This window comes from Pseudorhodoplanes sp. (genome assembly GCF_035565795.1).
In the GTDB taxonomy this organism is placed as follows: domain Bacteria; phylum Pseudomonadota; class Alphaproteobacteria; order Rhizobiales; family Xanthobacteraceae; genus Pseudorhodoplanes.
Genome location: NZ_DATMRV010000182.1, coordinates 1 through 24,190, shown reverse-complemented (window position 1 = coordinate 24,190; position 24,190 = coordinate 1). Strand labels below are relative to the sequence as shown.

The 24,190-nt window shown below is 62.5% G+C and carries 23 protein-coding genes; 14 read left to right on the top strand and 9 right to left on the bottom strand.

All coding sequences use genetic code 11. The features are described 5' to 3' along the window. Nucleotides 1-494 precede the first annotated feature (494 nt). Together VNZ93_RS16520 and VNZ93_RS16515 are read right to left on the bottom strand one after the other, a co-directional pair. Nucleotides 495-3,959 carry an acyl-[ACP]--phospholipid O-acyltransferase gene (locus tag VNZ93_RS16520; RefSeq protein ID WP_325707411.1) on the bottom strand — a complete coding sequence of 1,155 codons (3,465 nt, stop codon included), beginning with the start codon at nucleotides 3,957-3,959 and terminating at the stop codon, nucleotides 495-497. 79 nt (nucleotides 3,960-4,038) lie between these two features. Further along, complete coding sequence (locus VNZ93_RS16515) at nucleotides 4,039-4,983, bottom strand: hypothetical protein (RefSeq protein WP_325707408.1); 945 nt, start codon at nucleotides 4,981-4,983, stop codon at nucleotides 4,039-4,041. Nucleotides 4,984-5,206: 223 nt separating this feature from the next. On the opposite strand from VNZ93_RS16515, the gene VNZ93_RS16510 reads away from it, so the two are divergent. Beyond that, nucleotides 5,207-6,106, top strand: coding sequence for a DMT family transporter (locus VNZ93_RS16510; protein WP_325707405.1), 900 nt, complete (start codon nucleotides 5,207-5,209; stop codon nucleotides 6,104-6,106). Nucleotides 6,107-6,109: 3 nt separating this feature from the next. Here the strand turns inward: VNZ93_RS16510 and VNZ93_RS16505 are convergent, their stop codons facing one another. Together VNZ93_RS16505 and VNZ93_RS16500 are read right to left on the bottom strand one after the other, a co-directional pair. Beyond that, nucleotides 6,110-6,418: an MliC family protein gene (locus VNZ93_RS16505; RefSeq protein WP_325707402.1), complete on the bottom strand. Its 309-nt coding sequence runs from the start codon at nucleotides 6,416-6,418 to the stop codon at nucleotides 6,110-6,112. Nucleotides 6,419-6,422: 4 nt separating this feature from the next. Continuing rightward, complete coding sequence (locus VNZ93_RS16500; protein WP_325707399.1) at nucleotides 6,423-7,604, bottom strand: pyridoxal phosphate-dependent aminotransferase; 1,182 nt, start codon at nucleotides 7,602-7,604, stop codon at nucleotides 6,423-6,425. A gap of 126 nt (nucleotides 7,605-7,730) precedes the next feature. On the opposite strand from VNZ93_RS16500, the gene VNZ93_RS16495 reads away from it, so the two are divergent. The 5 genes from VNZ93_RS16495 to VNZ93_RS16475 all read left to right on the top strand — a co-directional run bounded on the left by VNZ93_RS16495 (nucleotide 7,731) and on the right by VNZ93_RS16475 (nucleotide 14,192). Next, a complete protein-coding gene (locus VNZ93_RS16495) occupies nucleotides 7,731-9,032 on the top strand; it encodes a hemolysin family protein (RefSeq protein ID WP_325707397.1) in 1,302 nt (433 codons plus the stop codon). Nucleotides 9,033-9,086: 54 nt separating this feature from the next. After that, nucleotides 9,087-10,880, top strand: a complete 1,794-nt coding sequence (locus VNZ93_RS16490) for an IlvD/Edd family dehydratase (protein ID WP_325707394.1) — start codon at nucleotides 9,087-9,089, stop codon at nucleotides 10,878-10,880. Nucleotides 10,881-11,120: 240 nt separating this feature from the next. After that, nucleotides 11,121-12,188 (top strand): C4-dicarboxylate TRAP transporter substrate-binding protein, encoded by a 1,068-nt coding sequence (locus tag VNZ93_RS16485; RefSeq protein WP_325707391.1) that lies wholly within the window; start codon nucleotides 11,121-11,123, stop codon nucleotides 12,186-12,188. A gap of 102 nt (nucleotides 12,189-12,290) precedes the next feature. After that, a complete protein-coding gene (locus VNZ93_RS16480; protein ID WP_325707389.1) occupies nucleotides 12,291-12,815 on the top strand; it encodes a TRAP transporter small permease in 525 nt (174 codons plus the stop codon). Between the two features lie 12 nt (nucleotides 12,816-12,827). Continuing rightward, nucleotides 12,828-14,192, top strand: a complete 1,365-nt coding sequence (locus VNZ93_RS16475) for a TRAP transporter large permease (RefSeq protein WP_325707386.1) — start codon at nucleotides 12,828-12,830, stop codon at nucleotides 14,190-14,192. 4 nt (nucleotides 14,193-14,196) lie between these two features. On the opposite strand, the gene VNZ93_RS16470 is transcribed toward VNZ93_RS16475, so the two are convergent. After that, nucleotides 14,197-15,000 (bottom strand): transporter substrate-binding domain-containing protein, encoded by an 804-nt coding sequence (locus VNZ93_RS16470; protein ID WP_325707384.1) that lies wholly within the window; start codon nucleotides 14,998-15,000, stop codon nucleotides 14,197-14,199. Nucleotides 15,001-15,120: 120 nt separating this feature from the next. Between VNZ93_RS16470 and VNZ93_RS16465 the strand changes: the two genes are divergently transcribed. From VNZ93_RS16465 to map, 6 genes are all read left to right on the top strand, one after another. Further along, the gene (locus VNZ93_RS16465) at nucleotides 15,121-15,963 is read left to right on the top strand and encodes an isocitrate lyase/phosphoenolpyruvate mutase family protein (RefSeq protein ID WP_325707381.1); all 843 of its coding nucleotides are present in this window, start codon (nucleotides 15,121-15,123) and stop codon (nucleotides 15,961-15,963) included. After that, nucleotides 15,960-16,631: a GNAT family protein gene (locus tag VNZ93_RS16460; RefSeq protein ID WP_325707377.1), complete on the top strand. Its 672-nt coding sequence runs from the start codon at nucleotides 15,960-15,962 to the stop codon at nucleotides 16,629-16,631. Before VNZ93_RS16465 ends, VNZ93_RS16460 begins: the two co-directional genes overlap by 4 nt. Before the next feature lie 4 nt (nucleotides 16,632-16,635). Next, nucleotides 16,636-17,394 (top strand): SDR family oxidoreductase, encoded by a 759-nt coding sequence (locus VNZ93_RS16455; RefSeq protein WP_325707374.1) that lies wholly within the window; start codon nucleotides 16,636-16,638, stop codon nucleotides 17,392-17,394. 24 nt (nucleotides 17,395-17,418) lie between these two features. Beyond that, on the top strand, nucleotides 17,419-17,745 hold the full coding sequence (locus tag VNZ93_RS16450; protein WP_325707371.1) for a hypothetical protein: 327 nt from the start codon (nucleotides 17,419-17,421) through the stop codon (nucleotides 17,743-17,745). Between the two features lie 12 nt (nucleotides 17,746-17,757). Then, nucleotides 17,758-18,741: a D-erythronate dehydrogenase gene (gene denD, locus VNZ93_RS16445; RefSeq protein WP_325707368.1), complete on the top strand. Its 984-nt coding sequence runs from the start codon at nucleotides 17,758-17,760 to the stop codon at nucleotides 18,739-18,741. 110 nt (nucleotides 18,742-18,851) lie between these two features. Then, the gene (map, locus tag VNZ93_RS16440; RefSeq protein WP_325707364.1) at nucleotides 18,852-19,682 is read left to right on the top strand and encodes a type I methionyl aminopeptidase; all 831 of its coding nucleotides are present in this window, start codon (nucleotides 18,852-18,854) and stop codon (nucleotides 19,680-19,682) included. Between the two features lie 3 nt (nucleotides 19,683-19,685). On the opposite strand, the gene VNZ93_RS16435 is transcribed toward map, so the two are convergent. Further along, nucleotides 19,686-20,405, bottom strand: coding sequence for a putative quinol monooxygenase (locus tag VNZ93_RS16435; RefSeq protein ID WP_325707361.1), 720 nt, complete (start codon nucleotides 20,403-20,405; stop codon nucleotides 19,686-19,688). A 163-nt stretch (nucleotides 20,406-20,568) separates the two neighbouring features. Between VNZ93_RS16435 and radC the strand changes: the two genes are divergently transcribed. Next, entirely contained in the window at nucleotides 20,569-21,297 is a 729-nt protein-coding gene (radC, locus tag VNZ93_RS16430; protein WP_325707357.1) for a RadC family protein, read from the top strand. A gap of 42 nt (nucleotides 21,298-21,339) precedes the next feature. Here the strand turns inward: radC and VNZ93_RS16425 are convergent, their stop codons facing one another. Together VNZ93_RS16425 and VNZ93_RS16420 are read right to left on the bottom strand one after the other, a co-directional pair. Next, a complete protein-coding gene (locus VNZ93_RS16425; protein WP_325707354.1) occupies nucleotides 21,340-22,047 on the bottom strand; it encodes an AprI/Inh family metalloprotease inhibitor in 708 nt (235 codons plus the stop codon). A gap of 57 nt (nucleotides 22,048-22,104) precedes the next feature. Further along, entirely contained in the window at nucleotides 22,105-23,085 is a 981-nt protein-coding gene (locus VNZ93_RS16420; RefSeq protein WP_325707351.1) for a 2-hydroxyacid dehydrogenase, read from the bottom strand. A 130-nt stretch (nucleotides 23,086-23,215) separates the two neighbouring features. Here VNZ93_RS16420 and VNZ93_RS16415 point away from each other — a divergent pair, with 130 nt between their 5' ends. Further along, on the top strand, nucleotides 23,216-23,824 hold the full coding sequence (locus VNZ93_RS16415; protein ID WP_325707348.1) for an isoprenylcysteine carboxylmethyltransferase family protein: 609 nt from the start codon (nucleotides 23,216-23,218) through the stop codon (nucleotides 23,822-23,824). 2 nt (nucleotides 23,825-23,826) lie between these two features. Here the strand turns inward: VNZ93_RS16415 and VNZ93_RS16410 are convergent. Beyond that, nucleotides 23,827-24,190 (bottom strand): LysE family translocator (locus tag VNZ93_RS16410; RefSeq protein WP_325707345.1); only part of this gene is annotated, 364 nt, incomplete at its 5' end.

Below are 24,190 nucleotides of genomic sequence, written 5' to 3'. Positions count from 1 at the left end.
CAGGCTTCTTCTGCGCTTCCAGACTGCGCAAGCGGCGCTCGGCCTGACCATTCAGCCAGGCCTGCGCAATGAAGACCGCGAGCAGTCCGAAGACCACTGCAAACGCGACCATCACGATTGTGGACTTGCGCACGACGACCTACCCGAAACCTCTGGCGCTTTCGTTTGCGCCGTTGTCGGCAGGTACTATCGCGGTGCGGCGTATTGAATTGGTGAAGCGCTACCGGCTTCTAGGGCTATGCTAAAAATTGGTTGAATGGGCAGGCTTTACGAAATCTGTCTGGATTTGCACAACGCAGGCTTAACCCTGTCGCGCGCGCCGATGCGCAATTGCACATCGTTCGCACGCGAGATCAACGATATCAGTCTTCTTTGAAGCGTCGCGCACCTTCGACGACCAGATGACGCCGCCTCGCCGCTTCGTCATCAGCGAGCGATTGGTGAATCGAATCGAAACCTTTGTGGTTAAGCGCGATTCACGACGTTTGCATAAGCTATGCTGGAACGGCCGGCCGGGGCTGAGCCGCCTGAGCACGCTCTTCCTTGGCCTGCTTGGCAAGCGTGAGAAGATCGACCTTTCCGGATCCCAGCATCGGCAACTTCTCCATCACGATCACTTCGGCCGGGATCATCAACTCCGATGCGTGGCGCGACCGAGCAAAGGCAACGAAGTCGGCGCGGGTCGCCTTCTCGTTGTTGGTATAGAGCAAGAGCCGCTCGCCCTTACGCGCATCCGGCACCGACACCACCGCGGAAATCGCTTCCGGCCAGAGATCGCCGGCCAGCGCTTCGACCGCCGCGAACGACACCATTTCGCCGCCGATCTTCGCGAAGCGTTTGGCGCGGCCCATGATCTTGATAAAACCCTGCGCATCGATGGTGACGATGTCACCGGTGTCGTGCCAGCCTTCGGCCGGACGCTCCAGCACCCCGGGATTTTCGGCGCGCAAATAGCCGAGCATGACGTTCGGCCCCTTCACGAACAGCCGGCCGCCCTCGTCGACGCCCTCGACCTTCTCGAGTCTGGCCTCCATGCCGGGAAACAGGCGTCCGACAGTGCCAAACTTGTTGAACATCGGCGTGTTGAGCGCGAGTGCGGGCGCGGTTTCGGTCACGCCGTACCCCTCGAGAATCCGCAGACCGAACTTCTCAAGATAGATCTGGCGTGTGGACTCGCGGACGGGCTCGGCGCCAGCCAGCAGGTAGCGGATCGAGCGGAAGTCGTAAGGGTTCGCCGACCGCGCATAACCGTTCAGGAAGGTGTCGGTGCCGAACATGATGGTGGCGTTGGTCACGTAGACCAGCTCCGGCACCGTGCGATAATGCAGGGGCGACGGATACAGGAAGATCGGCACTCCCGACACGATCGGCAGGATGACGCCGACGGTAAGCCCAAAAGAGTGGAATACTGGCAGGATATTGAACACCTTGTCCATGCGGTTGAAGTCGATGCGCGCCCTGGCCTGCGCCGCGTTGGTAAGGATGTTGCGGTGGGAGAGCACGACGCCTTTCGGCACGCCTTCCGATCCTGACGTGAACAGGATCGCCGCCCAGTCGCCGGCGTTTCGCTGAACCAGCGGCTTCTTGTAGTTCAGCATGCCGCCGAGCTTGTCGAGCAGACCGACCTGCGAACGGACGTCCTCGAGATACACCAGCTTGACTTCGGCCGAGAGTTTCTCGACCAGCGGCTCGAGCTTGCCGCGCTCGATGAACGTGCGCGACGTGACCACCGTCCTGATTCCGGCGGCCTTGCATCCGGCAAGGATGTTGCTCGCACCGGCCGTGAAATTGATCATCGCCGGGACGCGTCCGGCTGACATCAGTCCGAAGATCGTGACCACCGCGCCGTTCGCATTCGGCAACATCACACCGAGCGGCTTGCCCACCTCCGCAAGCGGCATCAGCTTCTTGCCGAGAATGCGGGTCCCGAGCAGAAGGCGCTTGTAGGTCAGCGTTCCGGTGACGAGATCCTCTGTCGCCACCGTCTTCATGCCGTGCTCTTGCGCGGCATCGATCAACGCTTCCACGATGGTGCGATCGGTGTTCGTGGTCTCGTAGATCATGTCAGACATGATGTCGTAGAGCGCAGCTCCCGCCGCACGCCGCCGCGCCTTGCCGCGCAGGTTCGGATCAAGCTGCAGCTTGGTCGGCTCGAGAACGGTCACCCGGACTTTGGGGAACAACTGCTTGCGGATCTGGTAGCCTTTCAGGCGCGTGAGGTATGAGCGCTCCAGACCCTCGATGCGGATCGGAACAATGACCGCATCCGACTTGTCTGCGATCAGGCCCGCGCCGTCATAAACCTTCATCAACGAGCCGGTCATCGTGAGCCGGCCCTCCGGGAAGATGATGAGAGTCTCGCCGCTGGCCACAGCCTGGATCAGCGTGCGGGTCGCCATCGGCTTGAGCGGATCGATCGGCAGCGCGCGGGTGAGGCGCGAAAACGGCTTGACCCACCATTTCTGTGCGATGGTCGTATCGATCGCAAAGAGCGGATCGCGCCCGAGCAGCGATAGCGCGATTCCGGCGTCGAGGAAGCTCACGTGATTGAGCGCCAGGATGACGTTCGGCTGTTTCACCTTCTGCAGATTTTCGAGGCCATGCACCTCTGCGCGGAAGAACGCCCGATAGATGATCGACAAGGCATCCGCGAACGGCCGCGTCGGCATCGTGAAGGCGATCAGCCCGGCCACGATCAGGTTCGCGATACCAAGCCCGATGAACAGCACCGGTGTGGTGACGCCGCCGAAACCCTGCAACATCGCCACGACCAGCGTGGCAACCGTCATGAACAAGGCGTTGAGAATGTTGACTGCGGCGACGACGCGGGCGCGCCGGTCGGCCCCGGCCCAGGCCTGAACCGCGGCGAAGGCCGGCACGATGAACATGCCGCCGCCGATCGCAAGCCCCATCAGCGCAATCGCGACATTGACGCCGCGTGTCGTGCGGAACACCTCCAGGGGCCCTGCGAACTGCGTCGCAGGTGCTGCGCCATAGAGCGAGTAGCCCATGAACAGCGCGAAGCCGGCGAGGAAGAGCGCACCGATCAACGTCGGCAACAGGATGATGCGTCCGCTGGCAAGCCACGCCGCAAGACCCGAGCCGATCGCGACCGCGATCGAGAAGATTGCGAGATAGGCGGTGACAGCATACTCATCGCCACCGACGATATTCTTGACGGCGGGCGGGAGCAGCGACAGCACGACGACACCCGCCAGCCAGAACCAGCTCGTGACCAGCGCGCCCCACCACAGCCGGTCATCGCTGCGCAGGTCCTTGATCAGCGTCCAGGTCGAGGTGGCGATATTCTTGTCGATGATGAGATTGGGTGCGGCTTCGCCGGTGCGAGGGATCAGAAGCGCGGACACCCAGCAGAGCAACGCGAAGATCATCACCAGAGCAGAGAATGCCAGCGGGCTGCCGCCACCCTTGGCGGCAATGCCTCCGACAATGGTGCCGAGCAGGATCGCGATAAACGTCGCACCTTCGACGAGCGCGTTGCCCGCCGGCAATTCGCGGCGCTCCAGATGATCCGGCAGAATTCCGTATTTGATCGGGCCGAACAGCGAGCCGATCACGCCGAACCCGAACAGAGCGACATACAGAATAACCAGCGACAGCGTCGGAGAGGCCCCCGGCGCCTCGTTGGCATGCACCACAAATCCGACCACCGCGATTGCGGCGACGCCTATTTCGACGAGCTTGAGCCGCTGCGCCACCACCGCCTTGTCGAAGCGGTCCGCGATCTGGCCGCCAAGCGCAGAAAGAAAGAAATAGGGAGCGATAAAGACCGCACCGGCCAGCGTGATCAGCGCCTCGCCCTTCGATCCCAGATGGAACAGGATCAGGAAGACGATCGCATTCTTCAGGAAATTGTCGTTGAAGGCGGAAAAGAACTGACACCAGAAAAGCGGCGCAAAGCGCCAGGACAGCATCAGTGGCTTCGACGGTTCGGCCATGCGCGTCAGTCGTCCGGAGTTGTTTAGCTGAGATATTTTAGCAGATTACAGCCTCCGCCGGTACGACGGAAACGGCAGCTCAAACGCTGCGTGCAAGGACCGTTGGCTGCTTCATGCAATCCTCGTCGACGCCGTTATGCAGCTTGTACTGGCTGAAACCGACATGGCTCGCGGGCGAGCCCGAGACCACGACAAGGTAGGCAAATTCGGTGCGATGCCGCTTGGCATCGCTGAAGACCTCGTCGTATTCGGCCCAGCCCCAGATCATCAGCTTGCCCTGCAAGTCGCGAACCTGACGCAGGATGGCCGGCTCCATGCTGATGATCGGCGACAGCGCGGTCGCGCGCGGCCCGACGATCAGCGGCTTGTAGGAGTCGTACGACAGAATGCGGTTTCCGAGTTCGTCGAAGTCGGCAAAATCGAAATCCGCCGGCACCGAGCGATCGAAATATTTCCAGTTCACGTGCCCGCGGCCGTTCCGGGTCGGAGTCGTGCCCGTGTTCTCCCAGATCGGCTGGATCGTGCAGGTCTGGATCTCGTCGTTCAGCGGATTCTTGGTCAGGGCGACCTGGAAGTCGCGCAGGGAGACATAAGCCCGCTGCGCCGAGATCAGCCCCTCATTCACGAGGCTGGCGGTCCGATCAGAGGCACGGACGGCACGCAGCATCCAGAGGCCCTGGAACACGGTCGCAAGCAGAAGGAATGCCGCAAAACCGACCAGCAGTACATCGGTGATCCGGATGTCGCAGAGAAAACGGTGGCGCCAGCTCATGGCCTGCGGCTGAGGTTGCGGCGTCGCCTGCGCCTTCCATAACAGGCCATCGAGGCTCTCGCGCGTGAGAACCGCACGCTCGATCACGATATCCGGAGCCGACTGCTCGAACTGAATCGGCAAGCGTGAGGGCGTCCGCACGGGAGCCCGCGCAGGTTCGACCGCGCATACGGTCGAAAGGACAGCCACCGAACCCGCGATCGCGGCAAGCGCGATCAACGCCGAAAACAGGAATGCACTGATAGTCTTCATTGAAGAGAACGCCTGGCGGTGCCGCTTGTGCCGTCATAGCGCCGCGAGGCCCCCCGCGACCGGCCCGACGTTAGAGAGCCGACCCCGATCAGTCAAACTGATACCGGGAACGGGAGCGGAACACGCAAGACCTGCCCCGTGCTCGCATGGCAGCGTCCCTTCGGCACCATAGCCAGGCTCGGGCCAGGCTAGTATTCGGGGCCAAGACGAATCGGATGTCTTTTTGCCGGACCAACACCCTCGCGCAGCGCTGTCTCCGACCACCCTTGGCATCCTGTGCGGGGTCGCGGCCTCGATCTGCTGGGCGATCGGGTTCGTCGCCGGAAAGCACGGCATCGTTGCCGGACTGACCCCTCCCGATCTGGCGTTTCATCGGTTTGTCTGGACCGGAATCCTGATGGTCCCGCTCGTGGTCCGAGCCGGCCTCCGCGATCTCGGCGGCCTCGGCTGGGGTCGCGGAGTGGTCATTCTCGCTCTGGCCGGCCCGCCTCAAGCCCTCCTGAACTACGTTGGTCTGACACTGACGCCGCTCGGACATGGCGCCGTGATCCAGCCGGGTTCGGCCGCACTGGGCGGGTTGCTGCTTGCGTTTCTCATCCTGCACGAAAAGCTGACGCGTACCCGCCTGATCGGCGTCGCGGCGATCCTGCTCGGCCTGCTTGTGCTTGCTGGCGAAGCGGTGACCACGATCCGCGGCAGCGCCCTCGCGGGCGACCTCAGCTTCGCCGCTGCGGGTTGGACCTGGGCGGCCTTCACGATCTGCCTGCGCGGGTGGCGCACCAGCGGTTTGCTGGCCGCGCAGGTGGTCGGCGTGCTGTCGGTTGTCGTCTATGTGCCGTTTTACGCAATCTTCTACGGCTTCGACCACATGATCGCGGCCGGGCTTGCCGAGAATCTGCTCCAGCTCGTCGCGCAGGGCGGATTCGCCGGGCTGCTCGCGCTCTATCTGTTTGCGCGAGCGGTCACTGCGCTCGGCGCCGGGCGAGCATCGGTGTTTCCGGCGCTGGTCCCGCCCATGACCATGCTGATCGGATTTCTGGCCCTGGGTGAAGTGCCGACACTCCCTCAACTTGTCGGGCTCGTTATCGTCGTGATTGGCTTCCGCTTCGCGCTCAAGCCGTGAACGTCATCCCGCCCTGCACACGGTCGCCTGCTTCTTCGGCCGCCGAAGCGTCGCTTCCTGCCCTTTGATCCAGAACGAGACGCCGCCCTTGGCATATCGCGCACCGGAGGCGGACAAACGCTGCGGCAACACGAGCGACTTGCCGTCGAGCTGCAGGTGCATTCGCTTTTCGCCTTTGAAGAAGGCGGCTGAAACGTTGCTGCCGTCGGCGCAGGTATAGCTGACGAAAGTCTGCGCCTGCGCCGATGCCGCAAAAAACACCAGGCCCAGGGCCGCACCGATCCGCATGATCGTCATTGAGTCACGCCGCATTGAGTCACGCCGCCTTCCGCGTCGAGAGGAATTCGCCCATCCGGCCGAGCGCCTTGAGGATGTTCTCGGTCGAATTGGCATAGGATAGCCGCACATAGCCCTCGCCGAGAATGCCAAAATCCGGGCCGCCGATGATCGCAACGCCGGCATCTTCCAGAAGCGACGAAGCCAGCGCCTTCGCCTTCCATCCGGTCTTCTTGATGTTCGGAAAGGCATAGAATGCGCCCTTCGGAGTGGCGCAGGATATGCCCGGCAGATTGTTCAACCCCTCGACCACGACCTTGCGCCGTCGATCGAACTCCGCGACCATCTTCGCCATCTCATCCTGCGGGCCGGTCAACGCAGCGAGCCCGGCATATTGCGCCGACGCGTTGACGCAGGAATGCAGATTGACCGCAAGCTTGCGCGCATAATCGTAGAGTTTACCCGGCCAGATCGCATAGCCGAGCCGCCAGCCGGTCATCGCATAGGTTTTCGACCAGCCATTGAGCAGAATCAGGCGGTCGCGGATCTGCGGATAGGACAGGAGGCACACATGCTTCTCGCCGTCATAGACCATGTGGTCGTAGATCTCGTCGGACATCACCGCGACGTCCGGATGGCGCTCGAGACCGGCAACCAGTTTGTCGACCTCTGACTTCGGCGTCACGCCTCCGGTCGGATTGGCGGGCGAATTGACGATGAGAAGCCGCGTCCTTGGTGTGATCAGCTTGAGCGTTTCCTCGGCTGAGAACGCAAAGCCATTCTCCTCGCGAATCGGGACCGGCACCGGATTGGCGCCGGTGAATTCGATCATCGAGCGATAGATCGGGAAACCCGGATCCGGGTACAGGATATCCACGCCCGGCTCGCCGAACATCATGGTCGCCATGTACATGGTGGGCTTGCCGCCCGGCATGATCATGACCTCGTCCGGAGACACCTCGACAGCGAAGCGCTTGTGCAGATCCGCGGCCACTGCTTCGCGCAGGGCGGGGATACCGGTTGCTGGCGTGTATCCGTGGTGGCCGTCGCGCAAGGCCTTGATCGCCGCTTCGACGATAAAGTCCGGCGTGCGGAAATCCGGCTGGCCGATTCCGAGATTGATGACATCCCGGCCCTCAGCGATCAGAGCGTTGGCACGCGCGAGGACCGCGAAGGCATTTTCCTCGCCAATCCGGTCGAAAGCCGCGACGGTTCGAAGCATGGCGTTTCCCAGAACAATGCTTATTTAACAGAATATTATGAGAAACCGCGTTCCGGCCGGCGTCAACCCACAGACGCCCCTTCGTCTCATTGCTCCCCCTGCCCCGGATATGCCAAAAGCTCATTCATGACCGTCTGGCTGGAACTGGCCATCGTCGTTGGGCTCACGCTGCTCAACGGCTTTTTTGCTATGGCAGAGCTGGCAATTGTGTCCTCGCGACGCATTCGCCTCCAGCAAATGGCGGAGGCTGGCAGCACCGGCGCCGCGCGCGCGCTCGCGCTCGCTGAAAACCCCGGGCGCTTTCTTTCCGGCGTGCAGGTCGGCATCACGCTGATCGGCATCCTGTCCGGCGCCTATGGCGGCGCCACCCTTGGTGCTCGCCTTGGCGCGATCCTGAACCAGTACCCCTTGTTCGCACCTCGCGGCGAAGAAATCGCGTTCATTGTTGTGGTCATCGCGATTACGGCTCTGTCAGTCGTGGTCGGCGAACTCGTTCCAAAGCGCATCGCGCTGCTTCAACCCGAGCGCATCGCGTCCGTGGTTGCAGGGCCGCTGCAGGTCCTCGTCCTGATCGCCCGCCCGCTGGTCTGGTTTCTCGAAAACTCGACGGCACTGCTGCTCAAGCTGCTTCGCATTCCGGAAAAGCGAAACGACACCGTCACCGAAGAGGAAGTGAAGATCGCGATTGCGGAAGGCACCGAAGCCGGCGTGATCGACGAGGTCGAGGAGGAAATGATCCACGGCGTGCTGGCGCTCGCCGATTCCACCGTAGCGTCGATCATGGTGCCGCGTCCCGACGTGTTCTGGATCGATCTGTCCGACGATCCGAAGGACGTCGAGCGTGAGATCGCCGATTGCCCCTATTCGCGCATCGTGGTCGCCCGCGACGGCGATGTCGGCCGTCCGCTCGGCGTCGTGCAGAAGAAGGATCTGGTCGGCGACCTGATCGCCGGCCGCGGCATTCGCGTCGAGGAGCGGCTGATCGAACCGGTCTTCGTGCCGGAAACGATGCCGGTGCTGCAACTGCTCGAGGTTTTCAAGTCGTCATCCGTGCATATCGCCTTTGTCGTCGACGAGTATGGCGACTTCCTCGGGGTCACGACGGTGAACGACGTGCTGGAAGGTATCGCCGGCGACCTTGGCGAGGAACACGAACAGCCTTCGGACAATATCGTCCGGCGACCGGACGGCTCGTGGCTCGTCGACGGACGCGCGGCCGCCGGCGAGCTCATCGAGAAACTGAAGCTTCCGGAAACCTCGGGCGACTTCCACACCGCCGCCGGATTTGCACTCGAACGCCTCGCGCATATTCCGGCCGAATGCGAGACATTCGAAATACCGGGCTGGCGTATCGAGATACTCGACATGGACGGCAAGCGCATCGACAAGCTACTATTCACGCCGATGCCGGAAACAGCGGACGGCTGAGGAACACTTCAGCCGTCGGTTCATTGTCTTTTGTTGTGTTGCACGGACGAAGCGATGGCAGACCTCAGCAAGCGCAGACTGCGTTCGCAGCTCTGGTTCGACAATCCCGACAATCCCGGCATGACCGCGCTCTATCTGGAGCGCTATCTCAATTACGGACTTACGCTGGATGAACTGACTGCCGGGAAACCGATCATCGGCATCGCACAGACCGGCAGCGATCTGTCACCCTGCAACCGCCATCACCTCGAACTGGCCCGGCGTGTCCGCGAAGGCATCCGCGACGCTGGCGGCATCGCTTTCGAATTCCCCTGTCATCCGATTCAGGAAACCGGCAAGCGGCCGACGGCGGCACTCGATCGCAACCTGTCGTACCTCAGTCTCGTCGAAGTCCTGTACGGCTACCCGCTTGACGGCGTCGTACTGACCACCGGCTGCGACAAGACCACGCCGGCCGGATTGATGGCAGCAGCGACCGTCAATATTCCCGCCATCGTCCTGTCCGGCGGACCCATGCTGAATGGATGGTGGAAGGGCGAGCGCTCCGGCTCGGGCACCATCATCTGGCAGGCGCGCAAGGACCTCGCCGCGGGCCGGATCGATTACCGGGAATTCCTCGCCATGGTCGCATCGTCTGCGCCGTCCATCGGACATTGCAACACCATGGGCACCGCCTCAACGATGAATGCGCTGGCGGAAGCGCTTGGCATGTCCCTGCCTGGTTGCGCGGCCATACCCGCGCCTTATCGCGAACGCGCGCAGATCGCTTACGACACCGGGCGCCGGGCGGTGGAGATCGTCCGTGACGATCTGAAACCGTCCGACATCATGACCCGACAGGCGTTCGAGAACGCGATCGTCACATGCTCGGCAATCGGCGGGTCGACCAATGCACCGATACATATCAACGCGATCGCACGCCATGTCGGCGTTGAATTGTCGATCGCCGACTGGGAGCGATTGGGCTTCGACGTGCCTCTCCTCCTCAATATGCAACCGGCGGGCCATTACCTTGGCGAAGACTATTATCGGGCCGGCGGGCTGCCGGCCGTGCTGCATGAATTGATGCAGGCTGGCCGGATCCATGCCGGCGCAATCACGATCAATGGCAAGACGATCGGTGAAAATGTCAGCACGTCGAAAGCTGCCGATACCGATGTCATTCGGCCCTACGAGAAGCCGCTCAAACGCGAAGCCGGCTTCCGTGTGCTGCGCGGCAACCTGTTCGACTCCGCGATCATGAAGACCAGCGTGATCTCCGAAGATTTCAGACAGCGCTATCTCTCGAATCCGAACGACCCGGGCGCGTTCGAAGGCAAGGCCGTAGTCTTCGAGGGACCGGAAGATTATCACGCGCGGATCGACGATCCCTCACTCGCGATTGATGAGCGCAGCATCCTCGTCATACGCGGCGTGGGGCCGATCGGCTATCCGGGCTCCGCGGAAGTTGTGAACATGCAGCCGCCCGCTGCGCTGATCAAACGGGGCATAGAGTCATTGCCTTGTCTTGGCGATGGTCGTCAGTCCGGAACGTCCGGCTCGCCGTCAATTCTGAATGCCTCGCCCGAAGCTGCGGAGGGTGGCGGGCTGGCACTCGTTGCAACCGGAGATCGCCTGCGTATCGATCTGCGCAAAGGCACGGCCGACATTCTCGTCTCGGAGGACGAACTCGCGCGCCGGCGCGCCAGGCTCCAGCACACCGGCGGCTTTGCCGTGCCGGACAGCCAGACCCCGTGGCAGCAGATGTATCGCGAAACGGTCACCCAGATGGCCGACGGCCAGATCATTCGTGGCGCCGATTCTTACCAGCGCGTCGCCCAAACGAACATCCCGCGCGACAATCACTGACAGCGGACAACCCAGGCGGGCCAACCGAAGACGATCGGCGCGTCTTGCTTTCCGCACCCGCTGGATCTGCACCGCATCCAGTGCGATGCGACCGCACGACTTTCAGACAGCGAAAAGGCGATACCACCGCCGCAGAGGTTTACGCCTCCTTTATATCGTTGACTTGGCCCCCGCCTCCGCCCGATGCTTGCGGCATAAAAAAGCCATAAGCCGCATCACGCGGCATCGGGAGGAAACCATATGATGCGCCACCTCGTGGGCGCGCTTGCGTTGGGCGCCCTTTTATCGACAACAGCGACCGTCACCGCACAGGAGACCATCCGGCTGCGGATTGCGTCCGGCCATCCGCCGGTCAACACCTACGTGAACCTGATGCAGAACTTCTTCGTGCCGGAAGTCACGAAGCGGGTTGCGGCCAAAACCAAGCACAAGATCGAGTTCGTCGAAGGTTATGGCGGCGCCATGGTGAAAGTGGCGGATACGCTCGAGGGCGTGCAGTCCGGCATCATCGATATCGGCGGCTATTGCTTCTGCTTTGAACCGTCGAACCTGCCTCTGCACGCGTTTCAGGTGATGCTGCCGTTCGGCACCATGGATCCTGTCACCAGCGTGAAGGTTGCGCGCGAGGTCTATAATCAGGTCCCCTTCATGTCGAAGGTGTTTGAGGACAAGTATCGCCAGAAGCTGATCGCGCTCATCGCCGACAACGGCTACAACCTTGGTACCAATTTCGAATGGAACAAGGTTTCCGACCTGAAGGGTCAGAAACTCGCCGGCGCCGGCCTCAACCTGAAATGGCTCGAATATGCCGGCGCGACGCCCGTGCAGTCTTCGCTGCCGGAAGCCTACACTGCGATGCAGACGGGTGTGTATAACGGCTGGATCATGTTCCCGTCAGGCTGGGTCAACTTCAAGCTGTTCGAAGTCGGCAAGTACTATACCGAGATCGGCTTTGGTGCGATTACCTGGCACGGTCTGACCATCAACAAGGCCCGCTTCGACAAGCTGCCGAAGGAGGTGCAGGACATCATCGTCGAAGTCGGCCGCGAATACGAGGCGATGACCGGTACCGTGAACCAGGCCAATTATCCGAAACAGCTCGAAGACCTGAAGGCGAAGGGCACCAACGTCCGCAAGCTTCCGGATAGCGTCCAGGCTGACTGGGCCAAGTCGCTCGCGGGATGGCCAAAGGAAAAGGCCAAGGAGCTCGACGCACAGGGCCTGCCCGCAACGCAAGTTCTCGAAGCGACCCTCGCTGCCGCGGAGAAGCACGGTCACAAATGGCCGGTGCGCTACGCGATCAAGTAGAATCGCATGCAACATGGCCGGGCACAGACGCTCAAAAAGCGGCGCCTCTTGTGTCCCGGCCATGCCTGTTTCGCGCAGGTTTGACACGGCCGAGAGCAGACCATGCAGATCGAAAATGTCGTAACCCGAGTGGTGCACGGTCTTCTGGCGCTCGCCGCAGCCATCATTTTTCTTCTGAGCTTTCTCGTCGTCGCCGACGTCATCGGCCGCGGCGCGTTCAATTCTCCGGTGAAGGGTACGCCGGAGATCGTCTCCATGTCGATCGTCATCATCTGCTTTCTGCTTGCGGCCTATGCCGTGCAGAGCGGCGCGATGCTGCGCACCGACGTCATGATCTCGCTATTCGGGCGGCGCGGCTATGCATTCGGAGACCTCATCTCGGGCATTCTCGGTATCGTCTTTTTCCTTCTGATCGTGTGGGGCAGCTTCGAACCCGCCTTGCATGCATGGTCGAGCGGAGAATTCGAAGGTGAAGGCGCGCTGCGCGTGCCGGTATGGCCTGCACGGTTCGTGGTGATGTTCGGATCAGCGCTCGTGGTCGCAATCTATCTCGGGCAGGCGGCGCTCGCCGTATTGGCACTGATGCGCCCCGATGACGCTCCGCCTCCCGTATCGACCACCCATTGATCGGGACTTGCCATGTTCGGCCATAGTGAAATGATCCTGGTCATCGTGCTGCTGCTGGCACTGGTCTTCGCCGGCGTCCATATCGCCATCGCCCTTGGCATGACCGCGGCGGTCGGCATTTATCTGATGACCAACGACATTGAGGTCGTGCGCACCTTCGTCGCCAATACCGCGTACGAAGCGCTGCGCGATTACGTGTTTGCGGTCATCCCGCTGTTCATGCTGATGGGCGACTTCCTCGCCAAATGCGGCGCAGCAACCGACCTTTATACGCTCGCAAATCGCATGAGTCGCTGGCTGCCGGCCCGGCTTGCTGTCGCGACTATTATCGCCAACGCAATCTTCGCCTTCGTCACCGGCGTCAGCATCGCGGCCGCGGCCGCCTTCTCCCGCATCGCCTATCCGGAAATGCGCCGATATGGCTATAGCCGCGAATTCGCGCTCGGATGCATCGCGGGCAGCGCCTGCCTCGGCATGCTGATCCCGCCTTCCGTACTGATGATCGTATGGGGCGTGCTGACCGAGCTGTCGATCGGCAAGCTGTTCCTTGCCGGCGTCCTGCCCGGCTTGCTGCTGGCGTTCGGCTTCTGCCTCTATGTCGTCATCGCCGCAATGATCAAACCCGAGCTGGTTGGCGAATCCGGACCGGCCGGCGTTCGTGCTGCGCCGCTGGGCGCAGCCGTAGCAAAGCCCTTGCCGAGCGACGATCCGGACGAACAGCCGATCGGGGCGCTGCTGTTCAGCACCAGTCTGGTGATGGCACTTATTCTCGCTGTGCTTGGCTCGATCTGGCTCGGCTTCTGCACCCCGACGGAAGGCGCCGGCGTCGGTGCGGTCGGCGCGCTGATTCTGGCGATGATCAAGGGCATCACCTTGCGGGAGGTCTGGCAGGTCGTTCTTAATGTCGGCCGCACCTCGGGCCCGCTGCTGCTGCTGCTGTTCTGCGCGCAGCTCTATTCACGCGTCCTGTCGATGACGGGCTTCACCGAGACCGCGAAGTCATTTCTTCTCGGGACCGGTCTCGGACCGATTGGCATTCTTCTTGTGATGCTGCTGATCTGGTTCGTCCTCGGATGTCTAATCGACTCGATCTCGATCATCCTGCTCACGGTGCCCATCTTCGCACCGATCGCCACAACCCTGGGATTCGACCCGCTGGCTTTCGCGATCGTCGGCATTCTGGCGATCGAGACCGGGCTGCTCACGCCGCCGTTCGGCATTCTGGTGTTCACGGTCAAGGCGGCCGTGCCCGAGCCCAATGTCCCGCTATCGGAAATATTTATAGGGTCGATCCCCTACTGGATCATCCTGTTGGTGGTGGTTGCAGCCCTCGTCGCATTCCCTCAGATCGCGACATTCCTGCCGGGCCTGGGTTGACGAGTCAGGGCTTCGCACCCGCAGGCGCTACGACGGAATTCCTCAACCCGATCTCGTCGAAGCTCTTGCGCACGGCCCCGGAAGCCTTTTGCTCCTCCACCAACGCGGAGACAAACGCCAGCGCTTCGGGCTTGCCGTTCGGCACCGCCGCAGCCGTGTAGGAATTCAGAAAGCCGCCATCCAGGATGCGCGAGCCCGGAAGCTTCTCGGCCAGCCCGCTCAGCGATTCTCGTGACAACGCAATCGCGTCCGCCTTGCCGCTTTTCAGGAGTGCAACACCTTCGTCCACGCCCTTGATCGTAATGAAGGTCGCGTCCTTCGACGTCGCCTGCGCGGCGCGCGAGGTCGCAGTGCCGTCGACGATCGCGATGCGGACAGCCGGCTTGTTGGTATCAGCGATCGCCTTCGCGGGAGCCGTCGGCATGACGAGATAGGTGGACGTCAGCACGTGATAGGCCGCGCCGAATGACACGCGCTTGGCGCGCTCCGCATCGACCGGCATGAAGGTCACGTCCCAGACGCCCTTGTCCGCATCGGCGGTAATGGCGCCCGATGCGAGATATTCGACATATTGCACCGGCTTGCCGATCTTCTTCGCCAGCGCTGCACCGAGATCGACGGCAACGCCGCGCGGCTTGCCGCTGGCGTCGCGAACCGCATAGAGCGCGGATGGAGCGGGGCCGACCGCAATGGCGACACGGAGGGCTTCTCCGGGCGCGAGCTGCTTGATTGCGGCGTCGTTCGCCACAGCCGCCTTCGCAGATGCGAAAAGAACAAGCGTCAGTGCAGTGAGCGTCGCAAGATGCATGGTGTGGCCTCCGGCATGTCAGCGATGCGCCGCGCGGATAACTGAGGGCGGCAATTGTAGTTTAACAACCCCGCCAATCGCTTCACAATCGCCACTGCCTTGCGATTTCTGGATTTCACCATGCCGACACCTGCCGAGAAGCGCCGCACCTTCAGAAAGCTGCATGAAAGCGGATGTTTCGTCATTCCGAACCCCTGGGACATCGGCAGCGCGCGATACCTGCAGCATCTGGGCTTCAAGGCATTGGCGACCACGAGTCTGGGCTATGCGTTTTCCGAAGGCTATGCCGACGGCGCTGTGCCACGCGACCTGATGCTCGCTCATATCGCCGAAATCGCGGGCGCCTGCGACGTTCCGGTTAATGCTGATTTCGAGGGCGGCTATGCCGACGATCCGCAGGGCGTCGCCGAAAGCGTGACGCTCTGCGTCAAGACGGGTGTCGCCGGACTGTCGATCGAGGACTCGACGGGCGACAAGGCCAACCCTCTCTATCCTTTCGACCTCGCTCTGGAACGGATCAAAGCGGCGCGCGCCGCAATCGACAAGACTGGTGAAGACGTGCTGTTGACCGCACGCACCGAAGGCTTCATCCGCGGGCGACCGGACATGGACGAAACGCTGCGCCGACTGCGCGCTTTCGCGGATGCCGGTGCCGACTGCCTCTATGCACCCGGCATCAAGACGCGCGAGGAGATCGAAACCGTTGTGAACGCTGTCGCGCCAAAGCCAGTCAACGTGCTGATCGGATGGCCGAGCGATCTCACCGTCAAGGACATCACCAGATTTGGAGCGCGCCGCATCAGCGTCGGAGGATCGCTGGCGCGTTCGGCATGGGGCGGGTTCATCCGCGCTGCCCGGCAGCTCGCGGAGGGCGGTTGCTTCGGCGGCTTCGCGGACGCGGCGCCCGCTGCGGATCTGAACGCGCTCTTCCGCGAGGACCAGCCCAAGCAGCCTTCTGCGTGACGGACACACTCACCTTCAGCAACGCACAAAAGCCAGGGCCGGTCGTGCTGACCGGACACTATGGCCGCGTGGAGAAACTCGACCCTGCGCGGCACGGCGCTGCGTTGTGGACTGAGATGAAGGTCGAACCCACGTTGTGGGATTACATGTCGTATGGCCCGTTTCAGTCCGAGGAACAGTTTCAGTCATGGCTCGCGGAGCGCGCGAGCCTGACCGACCCATACGCTTACGCTGTGGTTGCGCCAGACGGGCGGGCGCTCGGAATCGCGGCCTTGATGCGGATCACGCCCGAGATGGGCGTAATCGAAGTCGGACACATCACGTATTCACCTGCCTTGCAGCGCACCCCGCTCGGCACCGAGGCGCAATTTCTGCTCGCGCGTTATGCCTTTGATACGCTTGGCTACCGGCGCTATGAATGGAAATGCAATGCGCTCAACGCCGCCTCCCGGCGCGCCGCTGAACGCTACGGTTTCACGTTCGAAGGGACGTTCCGGCAGCACATGATTGTCAAGGGCAAGAACCGCGACACCGCCTGGTACTCGATCATCGACACCGAATGGCCTGCGCGTCGCGCCTCCTTCGAGCGCTGGCTTGCGCCATCCAATTTCGAAGCACAGGGCCGGCAGAAAGCCAGTCTTGCCTCGTTCATGACGGCATCGGGCTGAAGCGATGCCGGGCCGTCTCAAGGACAAGGTCGCCGTCGTTACAGCCGCCGGTCAGGGGATCGGCCGGGCCATCGCCGAATCCTTTGTCGCCGAAGGCGCGCGTGTGGTCGCAACCGATCTCGACGCCGGCAAGCTGACAGGCCTCGCCGCCGAACGATTGCTCTCGCTCGATGTCCGGTCGAATGCGGCGATTGAGGCGCTGTCGCAAGACGTCGAACGCGATTTCGGCGGCGCCGACATCCTCGTGAACTGTGCCGGCTTCGTTCATCACGGGAGCATTCTCGATTGCACCGATGCAGACTGGGACTCCTCGTTTGACCTCAACGTCAAATCGATGCACCGGACGATCCGGGCATTCCTGCCGGCCATGCTCCGGAAAAAGCGCGGCTCGATCGTCAACATTTCCTCGGTCGCGTCTTCGGTGACCGGCTTGCCGAACCGCTACGTGTACGGGGCGTCGAAGGCCGCCGTGATCGGACTGACGAAAGCCGTAGCCGCCGATTTCATCAGGCAGGGCATCCGCTGCAATGCGATCTGCCCGGGCACGATCGAATCGCCGTCGCTCGAGGAGCGGATCGAAACCCTGGCCGCCAACACCGGCCAATCGCTCGAAGCCGTTCGTCAGGCCTTTATCGATCGCCAGCCGATGGGCCGGTTGGGCAAGGCACCGGAAGTGGCGGCGCTCGCCGTTTTCCTCGCATCCGACGAATCTCTCTACATGACCGGCCAGCCGCATCTGGTCGATGGCGGGCTCGCGTTGTAGGGTTGCGGTCGCCCGGAGGCGCCCATGCGGATCATCACCCTCGTCGCCCTGTTCGTACTCGCACCGAGCCTCGCCGTCGCCGCCAATTGCAAGCGCAACGGCAGCGCGGTCATATGCGACGACGGCCGCACCGGCATTTTCGCCGGCGACGCAATCATCTGGCCCGACGGCACCCGCTCATCGAGCGCGCAGCATCCGAGCGTGCATATCGGCCACAAGGATTCGGTGCGCGTCGGTCCGGGCGTCTTCGTCGGATCGCCATCCGGCCGCGGCTCGGTCCCGCTCGACGATCCGAACGCCCCACACAAACGCGACTGCGCCATGCTCGACGGCGTGTCCTATTGTCACTGACGGAACTCTCTCATGCATGTTCTCATTACCGGTGCGGCCGGCATGATCGGCCGCAAACTGCTCGACCGGCTGTCGCTTGACGGCGGCCTGAACGGCAAGGCGATCGACCAACTGACGCTGACCGACATCGTGCCGCCGGCCGCGCCGCAAGGGCTTTGCGGCAATGTCACACTGAGGACCGCCGATCTCGCCACGCCGGGTGTTGCCGAAGACCTGGTGAAGGACAGGCCGGACGTGATCTTTCATCTCGCCGCCATTCCGTCAGGTGGATCGGAGACCGATTTCGAGGCCGGCTATCGCTCGAACCTCGACGGCACCCGAAATCTGCTGGAAGCGATCCGCAAGACCGGCGACGGCTACAAGCCGAAAGTGATCTACACGTCTTCGATCGCCGTCTACGGCGCACCCTTCCCGCCGTCGATCCCGGATGACTTCGTTCTCACGCCGCTGACAAGCTATGGCGCACACAAGGTGATCTGCGAAACGTTGCTCGCGGACTATAACAGGCGCGGATTCCTGGAAGGCGTCGGCGTGCGCCTGTGCGGCATCACGGTGCGGCCCGGCAAGCCGAACCTTGCCGCATCCGGGTTCTATTCCGGCATCATCCGCGAACCGCTCGCCGGCATAGAGACAACGCTGCCGGTGGCTGAGAGCGTGACCAATACACACGCCTCGCCGCGCGCCGCCGCCGGCTTCCTCGTCCACGCCGCGTCGCTGACGCCGGAACAGCTCGGCCATCGCATCAACATGACCATGCCCGGCGTATGCTGCACGGTCGGCGAACAGCTGGAGGCATTGCGGCGCGTCGCGGGCGATGCGGTCGCCAGACGCGTGAAGCACAAGCCCGATCCCTTCATCATGAAGATCGTCGAAGGGTGGCCAAGCCGCTTCGATTGCACCCGCGCCCGCGAGCTCGGATTTACCGCCGAGACCTCGTTCGACGAGATCATCCGGGTTCACATCGAGGACGATCTGGGCGGAAAATTCGTCCAATAAGGCCGCAATCCGGCGCATGACATCCGGGCAGAGCCGGGTTGCGGCTCCAAACTTGCATCGCGGGACTGATCGCATACATTGCGGCCAACGCTCCTCCCCCGAGGCCTCTCATGAACTACGTCGATGCGGCCCTTGCGCCGATGCGCAAGACCGGACAGATAAAATTGCACAAGGCGGAAGCGTTCGCCGGCATGCGGAAGGCCGGCCAGCTCGTCGCCGAGTGCCTGGACATGCTGGTTCCCGAAGTGCGCCCGGGCGTGCCGACCGAGCGCATTGACCGGCTCGTCCACGAGTTTGCGATGGATCATGGCGCGCTGCCTGCGACGCTGATGTATCGCGGCTACCGCAAGTCCACCTGCACGTCGATCAATCACGTCGTCTGCCACGGCATTCCGAGCGAAAAGCCGATGAAGGACGGCGACATCGTCAACATCGACGTCACGCTGATCCTCGACGGCTGGCATGGCGATTCAAGCCGCATGTATCCGGTCGGCGACATCCCGCGCCGCGCCGAGCGCCTGATCGAAGTCACCTATGAATCGATGATGCGCGGCATCGCCGCGATCCGGCCGGGAGCAACCACCGGCGATATCGGCGCAGCGATCCAGACCTTCGTCGAAGCGCAGCACATGAGCGTTGTGCGCGACTTCTGCGGCCACGGTCTCGGGCGTTTGTTCCACGACGAACCGAACATCGTGCATGTCGGACGTGCGGGCGAAGGCACCGTCCTGCGGCCGGGCATGTTCTTCACGGTCGAGCCGATGATCAATCTCGGCCGGCCTCACGTGAAGGTGCTTTCGGACGGCTGGACGGCCGTGACGCGCGACCGCTCGCTGTCCGCTCAGTTCGAGCACACTGTCGGCGTGACCGACAAGGGCGTCGAGATCTTCACGCTGTCGCCGAAAGGTCTCGACAAGCCGCCCTATGCGGTAGAGGCCTGACGCTCAGTTCACCGCGCGATAAAGCCGCTCGTCGTAAAGACTGCCGCTCTTCGGCAGGAGTTCCTTTCGGAATTCCTTGGTCGGCGCCGCTGCGGTGTGGCGCTTCCACGTATCGGGATTGCTCCAGACCGCGACGATGGTCATGTGGTTTGGACGACTTGCCTGCGTCAGGACATCGAAGCGCCCGTTTCCGTCCATGCGGCGGCTTTCGAAGGCGAAGTTCTGCAGCATCTCCTCGCCCTGCTGGCGGAAGGTCGGGACAAAATCCACATGCGTCACCGCGATGACCGCACCGGGATTGTTCTGTCCGGCTGAAAGCTCGCGATGCGGACGCTCATCATAGGGCGCCGTTTCAATGGCCTGCAGCGCCTCACGCGCCGCGACCGTATGCGGCTGCTTGGTGTGCGCCTCGCGCGTCGCGTTGTCCTTCCAGTGTTCGATCAGCGCGAAGTGGTTCGGCTGACCGTTGCGCTGCAGGACCGTCATCGACTGATATCCGGCGTCCTTCGCGCTTGCGGTCTTCAGCGTCTTCAGTGCCGCAAGAGCCTTGGCTTCGGCGCCCGGAGCAACCTCGATATAGGTGATGACCCAGTTTCCGTCCGGCGTCTGCGAACCGGGCGGCAATCCGCCCCCCTGCGGTGTCTGCGCCTGCGCCGCGCCAACACCTGCCGCGCCGACGCCTGCAGCCACGATCATTGCCAGAACCATCGTGCGCATGAGCATGGTTTCCCCCCAACCAGGTTGCCCGGCGGTCTCAGGACCGCTCTTCTGAGCAAGCTTAAACAACTTCCCGCCGCGGCGAAACGTGAAGCGCGATCCCGGCCGATCAATTATGGCATTGCAAAACACCGCGATCGCGTCATGCTTGCGACAGGCGCGAGGGCATATGCGGGCGGGAAAATCCAGGGACCAGGACGCTCCTCAGGCCGGGCTTGAGGACGCCACGCCGCACTATCATGGACATCGCGAGCGGCTGCGGGGCCGTTTCCGCGACGCGGGGGCGGAGGCGCTTGCCGACTATGAGTTGCTCGAACTGGTGTTGTTTCGGGCCATCCCGCAACGCGATGTCAAACCGCTCGCGAAGCAGCTGATCGCGAAATTCGGATCCTTTGCCGAGGTGATCGCTGCCCCCGAAACACGCCTCAAGGAGGTCAAGGGCCTTGGCGATGCTGCCATCACCGAGATGAAGATCGTACAGGCCGCCGCGAGCAGGCTGGTGCGTGGACAGGTGAAGGCCCGCACGGTCCTGTCATCGTGGTCGTCCGTACTCGACTATTGCCGCACCGAAATGGCCTTCGCCGACAAGGAGCAATTCCGCATCCTGTTCCTCGACAAGCGCAATCAGTTGATCGCCGACGAAGTGCAACAGACCGGCACGGTCGACCACACGCCGGTCTATCCGCGTGAAGTCGTGAAGCGCGCGCTCGAGCTATCGGCGACGGCGATCATCCTCGTTCACAACCATCCGAGCGGAGACCCGACACCGTCCCGTGCCGACATCCAGATGACGCAGTCGATCGTGGACGTCGCAAAGCCGCTGGGCATTTCGGTGCACGACCACATCATCGTCGGCAAGGAGGGGCATGCCAGCTTGAAAGGCCTTCGGCTGATTTAGGGCGCGCGTAGTGCGCTACGCCGCGCTGCCTTTGCGCTCTCGTTACTTTTTCTGCAGAACGATCTGGTCGCCGCCTTCGGGCACGCGCCACCATTTCTGCGGCTCGCGTTCCTCGAAGCGCCAAGCCTGTCCGTTCGGAGATGCCAGCACAAGCTCGCCCTTGTCGAGCCGCCAGACATTCGGGTTGAGTCGCGTCATCGCAGGGTCACATGGCTGCCGGACAGACAGGCGATACTCGTCAAACCCCTTGGTCGCGGTCTTGGTGAAGTTCAGCGAGCAGACCGGCTTGTCGGCTCGCACCATCGACCACTCGCCGGCGATCTCGTCGACCGAACGCTTCGGTGCGAAGACCGCAGCCGAGGCCGCCGTCTGAAGGAAGTAGAGACCTTCGCCCTTGCGCTCGCCCTCGAACATGCCAACTTCGACCTCGGACAATTCGAATACGGTGCGCCCACGCGCATCGACCAGTTTCAGCGTCTGGTTCGCGAGCGTCCAGCCCTCTACGTCCTTCAGCGGCGGGATGGCCTCGCCGCAGGCGGCATCGAATTCGACCTGAGAGCCAATGCGCGATGGCTCCGACCTGAACGTGAGATTGCAGACGCGATCGCGATCGGAATTGGACATCTCCCAGACGCCCACCATTGCCTTCGCGGGATCGGCAGCGGGCTCCGGCACCTGCGGATTGGGCGCCTGTGCAACGGCCCGGCTCACTGAGCCGAGCACAATCAGTCCCAGAAGAAGTCGGCGCATTGCGCGGCCCTCGCCACTGGTCGGGAGGCGCGTTCTAGCACAGCCGTTGCGGCGAAATCACGCCGGCTTCTTCGCCGGATAAGGCGTCTCCGGAACAGGGGTTAGCGGCCCCTTGCCGGAGAACCATGACTTGAGGTTATCGACCACAAGCTGGTCCATCGCCTTGCGGGTCGCCGCCGACGCCGAACCGAGATGCGGAAACAGCACGACATGCTCCATCTCGATCAATTCCTGCGGAACATGCGGCTCGTTGACGAACACGTCGAGACCGGCCGACATGATGGTGCGGTCCTTCAGAGCCTTGATCAGCGCCGGCTCATCGACCACCGAGCCGCGCGCCATATTGATAAGCACACCGTCCGGGCCGAGTGCCTTGAGGACATCGGCGTCGATCAGATTCTTCGTGGCCACACCACCCGGCACGATCACCATCAGCACATCGACGTCATGCGCCATGTCGATCAGCTTTGGATAATACTTGTAGGACACACCGGGCTGCGGATTGCGCGAATGATAGACCACCGGCACACCGAACGCTTCAAGACGCCGCCCGATTGCCCGGCCGATGCGCCCCATGCCAACCACTCCGACCGTGCGGCCACGCAGGGTCGGCGACAAGGGATAACCGCCCTTGAGCCATTTGCCGGCGCGCAGAAAACGATCCGCCTGCGGAAATTCGCGAAGCGTGCAGAGCAGAAGACCGAGCGCGGTATCCGCCACTTCCTCGTTCAGCACGTCCGGCGTATTGGTCACCACGACCCCATGTTGGCCCGCCCAAGCGGCGTCCACATGGTCATAACCGACGCCGAAGCTCGATACGATTTCCAGCTTCGGGAGGCGGGACATGAAGGCGCCATCGATCTTGTTCGCGGTGTAGGCGATCGCGATACCGCGAATGCGCGGCGCGACATCCTTGAGAAAGGCGTCCTGATCCTTGGCTTCGACCAGTTTGTGAACAATGGCGAACGGCTCGACCCCTCCGACAATGACCGGCTTGGCCTGTCCGATCAGCAATACCTCAGGCTTGTCGGCGGCCATTCCGTCTCTCCGTCCGCGTTTGATCCAGGTCAAAAAAGTGTGGCCGCTTTCGGCCGCAATTTATCTATACTAGCGAGCGTCCGTCCGCAAAATCGATCATTGCTATCGACCCATCCGATCCTCCAATTTCATGAAAATCCATACCGTCCAAGCGATCCGCAAGATCGTGCTCTACGCGGCCGTCGCGGTCGGGGTCTTTGTCTTCGCCGTCACGGCGTCCATTCACCCGGGCGACCGGACCCTGCACGAAATGATCGAATGGGTTGGCATCGTCCTGATCGTTGCCTGCATCCTCGGACGGACCTGGTCTTCGCTCTATATCGGCGGACGAAAGATCGAGGAGTTTGTGCAAACCGGCCCCTACTCGGTGATGCGGAACCCGCTCTATTTCTTCTCTTTCCTTGGCGCAGCCGGCGTCGGCATGCAGGTTGGCAGCGTGTTGCTCGGCCTGATCTGCGCAGCGCTCGCCTGGATGGTGTTCTACGTGGTGGTCCTGCAGGAGGAGCAGGTGCTGACCGCACGCTACGGCGACAGCTATCGCGACTACCTCGCACGCGTGCCGCGGTTCTTTCCCAAACCGTCGCTGTGGCACGACGACCCGACGCTCACCATCCGTCCACCGCGGGTGATCATGACCTTTGCGGATGCGCTGGTGTTCCTGCTGGCAGTGCCGCTCGCCGAATTTTTCGAGCACCTGCAGGAGACCGGCGCAATCCCGGTGTTGCTGCGGCTTCCCTGACCTCAGTTTCGCACGACGATTGCAGCGGCTGCGCCCGCCATCGCGAGACCGGCGGTGCGGTTCACGGTCTGCAATGCGCGCGGCGACGTGAACATGCGGCGCGCATAGGCCGCAAGCAGCACGTAGCCGGTGAGCACGATGCTCACCACCAGCGCAACGATCACCGCAAGCTCGACCATGTCTGTCACCGTCAGCCGGGTGAGGTCGATCACCGTCGGCATCAGAGCGAGATAGAACAGCATGATCTTCGGGTTGCCGAGCGACAGCAGCAGCCCCGCGCCGAACAATTGCCGGCCCTGACCGCGCACGGGCTCGGCTTTCGCGGGAGCGCCGGAGTCTCGCCACAGCTTCCAGGCGAGGAACAGG